Raw genomic sequence first — 4370 nt, forward strand, 5'->3', positions numbered from 1 at the left:
ATTCTCCAGAAAAGACTCACCGCAGCGCTTGCCGATTCGTCACCTTGTTCAGCCGCCGCCGTGACCTCCGCTGCGGGCAATCTCTTGCCGCCCGACACGAAGTGATAGAGTCGCTCTAAGCCCGTGCCACAAAGCAGTTCTTCCCAGCTGACAAAAGACCCACTGCTGCACAATTCCTGCAACAATTTATTCTGCTCTTCATCTGCCGGGGCAAAACCGGCATGGCTGCCCTCGGTTGCCTGCGCACTTCCGTGCTGAAGCCAGGCGAGACCCAAGCCTGTGCCAGCGCCCGTCACTACCTTCAGGCCATTACTGTCAGGAACAACCTGATTTAGCGCCAACAACTCTTCATCGTCTACAAGAGTAACCCCCTGCGCGACAGCGTGAAAGTCATTAATGAGAGTGACGTGACAAAAGTCAAAATGATTTTTAATCTGCGCAGAATCAATCTCCCAGTCGAGATTGGTCATACGGCAATAGCCGTTAGCCACAGGACCTGCAGCGGCAAGAGAGAGCCCGGCAACCTGGCTCGCATCGGTACCTGCATCATCAAGACAGGTCTCGATCAACTGCTGTACGTTTTGAAACTGCGTGTTGGGATATTTGTAACTGTATTCAATCTGCCACCCGCCATCCGGTGACACGGAGACAAGCGCCATCCAGCTCTTCGTTCCGCCGATATCGCCTGCAAGATAGGTGTGTGAAGATGGCATGACTTCTCTACCCGGCCAACTCACTACCGGACCCCGGATTCACCCGGCATTTGACTGGGAACTCATGCATCAATTTTTCCTGTGCTACACATCTTGAACAGTATCGCTGATTATGACTGCAATATGATGACAATCTGCATGAACAATACTTATGCTACAACTTAGCATATTGATACATCGCGAGTTGTTGATTAATCGCCGCTCCATGACATCCATGTCACCCGGCGACCCACATGGACGTGGGGAGTGCAGGAGATTTCCTGGAGAAATCCCTGCCATACCATACATCCTGTATATAAAAGAAAACCCCTTGCCGAGTGACCAGCAAGGGGTTATGCAATATGGGGTGGATGATGGGGCAAGTAGTCGATCTCCCCCGCAACCCTTGATAGCCTTGTGTTAAGCCATTTCTAGCCTCATACTAGGTACACAAGGCACTCTCAGCAATGGATAAAAGCCACCTTCAGAGGCGCGGTATGTCAGACTCAGAATTCCCGAACAGCTTCAGCATCTCTTTGATAATAGGAAGGAAAGACTCAAATCCTTACAGACTCGTGATGTGCATGAAGCTAATGTAAAGAAACATGTCTACATCGCCAAGTGGAAGAAACAATTTGCCGAGCTAAAGGCTGAGGGCGAAGGGACGCTCGCATCTGAGATCAGGAAAGCTGCTACTGCGTACCGAGCGATGGTTGAAGCTGGGACTATTTCAGAGAAGACACGCCTTGGTTTTGAGGAATTTCTAGATAGCCACAATCCAGAGATATGGGACAAATCCAATACTAATGATGAGGAAGCGAATGCTGCTCTCAGACACGCCTACAAGGTACTGGAAGACCCAGCCATAGAAGATGGCTCTGACACGCTCTCAGAAGCTCTCAAAGCACATCTAAAGGGGCTCGCCACGCGCAGCCCTCCTTCAACGGTTGATGCCCGTAAAAGGTACGTCACAGCATTTATGGCTTGGTTACCTGGCGGATCATTCAAGCCTCTTGATTCCATCACACGAAGGGATGCTAGCAAGTATCGAGATGAGAGGTTAATGACCTCGGATAAATCAATTACAACACAGAACAACACACTCTCCCATATCAGCACATTCTTCAACTGGGCAGTAGATAGCGGTTACTCAGAAAGCAACCCCTTCCATGCCCTACGAATTAGAAAACCAATCAGGGGCGAGAAGAAAGAAGAGCGGCACGAGTGGAGCAAGGAGGATTTAGTCGTACTCCTGAAGGGCATTAAGGAACACAGAAAGCTCCGCTATTTCCAGTCTTTACCTGTAGACCGCTTATCGTCATGTTTATTTCTGACAACGCACTCATCGGAACAAAAAGCTTTTCGTCTTCTCTTGGGACTACCGTCCTTGGATTAAAACCAATTGCTTGATCGAGACTCACAATTCCCCATGTTTCCGGTACTTTCCCTAACTCTGTCTCCCTAAACATCACATCCTCATGCCCAGGAAAGCGGAACTTCACGAACCACTCCTCGTACAGCCGCCGAGCCATCTCTTCAAGGAGAGCAATGCGGCGCGTGCTGTTCTCGATCAGGTCGTCGTAGGTGGTTACAATGGAGGCTATGCGACGTTGGATTTGGAGTGACGGAGCAGGAATCTTATATTCACGAATGAGACTCTGATTTAAATTCTGTTGTGCAGCACCTTGAGCTTTTGCAGACAGGCCATCCCTTGTATGCAGCAATGCATAATCAACGTAATGGTGATCGGCTACCTCCTCATCTACAACCATACCGCACACTGCTTGGTTAACGGTTGCCGGTCGTTTCAACCAGCCAAGCTGACCAACATTTGCGCCATACATCGCAAGCAGTACAGTGTTGGCTGGATAGTACTTTGCAGATGACTTCTTCAGCCCTTCATCCGAGATAGTTTCTTCTGTGACAGAAATTGCCCTGTCGAGCAGCTCTTTTGACTTAACCCAGAGATGTCCTGATTCATCTGTAGCGTAGTATTCAGGATGTTTTCTTGAAGGAGTACCGCCACTGGATATGAGTGAGCACAGATCTTGAATCTGCTTCATTTCCATTACTGTAGCTCCAGTAGTGAAATAACATTTTCAGCTATTTGCCCTTCCAACTCCCTCGCCTCCGAATTCAGAACCTCCAGCTCCTCATTCAACTCCTCTAACCGCTCAGTAAAATCGACATCTTCTTCATCTCTTTCGACTACTCCGATATAGCGACCAGGGTTGAGACTCCATCCTTGTGCTTCTATATCTTCACGCAAGGCTACTTTGCATAGCCCAAGGACATCAGCATACCCATCGCCCAATCCCTTCTCAGAGAGCAGCTCAGAGCTTCCATGAGCGTCTTCAATATCTTCGCCTCGATACAGCCTCACGACATCCGCAATGAACTCTATCTGCTGAGGCGTGAAGTCTCGGTGCGCCCTGTCGATCTGATGGAAGATATGTCGCGCATCAATAAATAGAACCTTGTCCTCGTTCTCAGTTCCCACTTTCCCTTTATCGAAGAACCAGAGAGTACAAGGCAAGGTAACCGTATAGAAGAAATTAGCGCCAACCGAGACAATGACATCTACTGCACCACTCTCAATGATCTTCTGACGGATAAGCTGCTCACTACCACGAGCATCACCAGCAGAGTTGGCCATGACAAATCCAGCGCGGCCTTCTTGTTTTAATGCTGAATAGAAGAGCTGTATCCAAAGATAATTGGCATTGTCATTTCGAGGCATCCCAAAGGGAAAGCGGAGATCACCCTCAAGACGCTCTTTGTCCACTCCCGAGACATTGAATGGAGGATTGGCCATAACAAAATCAAAGCGACCGCCGACATTATCAACAGCCTCGAATGGGTCTTCGTAGTATGTATTGGCAATCCGAACATCACCAGACAGTCCATGCACTGCCAGGTTCATCCTGTTTAGATTAACTGTCGTCTGATCTTTCTCAGTCCCGAAGACAGCTATCTCACTCATCGCGGACTTATTGTGCCTTTCAACAAAGTTTGCTGAATGAACAAACATACCGCCAGAGCCACAGGCTGGATCATAGATACGCCCATGGTATGGCTCGATGATCTCTACGATGAGTTTTACGATAGATTCTGGCGTGTAGAAAACACCACCTTTCTGGCCTTCTTTGAGGGCGAATTGACCGAGGAAGTACTCATAAACCTTGCCGAAAGCGTCGCCTGTGAGTTCCACAGGAGCGAGTATCTTCAGAAGTTCGACCAGTACCCAGTTTTCGATTTCTGTGTAGTTGTGGGGAAGTGCACCTCTGAGGTCTTTATTCTCTTCTTCTACGGCCTTCATTGCCACGTTGATGGCTTTCCCGGTGTTATCGCCTTCTGTCAGGGATTGAAGATGGGAGAAGCGAGCAAGCTCAGGGAGAAAGATGACTCCAGCAGCCTCATAGTCAGCCTTACTGATTTTACGGCGACCACCTGTACCGATAGCTCCAATCTCCTTCTCAGCATCGGCATACTTCTTCTCGGCGTAACGCAGGAAGATGAGGCCAAGGACAGGCCAAGCGTGTCTTTGATCTCGTGATGCAAAACGGGACATCCAAGTCTCCCTTTTACACTCGATCTTCGACAGCCTTTATTGCCCCGGACGTCCTGCGTCCGTTGCTTTGCTCGACAGCTCGTTGGCTTCCAAGCAAAACAACTCCT

3 protein-coding genes and 1 pseudogene are annotated in these 4370 nt (G+C 49.1%); 1 reads left to right on the top strand and 3 read right to left on the bottom strand.

Annotation, left to right across the window (positions count from 1 at the left end; all coding sequences use genetic code 11):
• Positions 1 to 713: glucokinase (locus tag BOW51_RS07850; protein WP_078477203.1), on the bottom strand; the 713-nt coding region annotated here is incomplete at its 3' end.
• A 487-nt stretch (positions 714 to 1200) separates the two neighbouring features.
• Between BOW51_RS07850 and BOW51_RS11935 the strand changes: the two are divergent.
• Positions 1201 to 1329, top strand: a pseudogene (locus BOW51_RS11935) (DUF6538 domain-containing protein); the annotation flags it as partial.
• Between the two features lie 625 nt (positions 1330 to 1954).
• On the opposite strand, the gene BOW51_RS11675 reads toward BOW51_RS11935, so the two are convergent.
• Both BOW51_RS11675 and BOW51_RS07865 read right to left on the bottom strand, forming a co-directional pair.
• Positions 1955 to 2761, bottom strand: a complete 807-nt coding sequence (locus BOW51_RS11675; protein WP_078477205.1) for a restriction endonuclease subunit S — start codon at positions 2759 to 2761, stop codon at positions 1955 to 1957.
• Entirely contained in the window at positions 2761 to 4263 is a 1503-nt protein-coding gene (locus tag BOW51_RS07865; protein WP_078477206.1) for a class I SAM-dependent DNA methyltransferase, read from the bottom strand. The genes BOW51_RS11675 and BOW51_RS07865 overlap by 1 nt, the downstream gene beginning before the upstream one ends.
• Positions 4264 to 4370 lie beyond the last annotated feature (107 nt).

The sequence above is a fragment of the Solemya elarraichensis gill symbiont genome (genome assembly GCF_002021095.1).
Taxonomy (GTDB): Bacteria; Pseudomonadota; Gammaproteobacteria; order Chromatiales; family Chromatiaceae.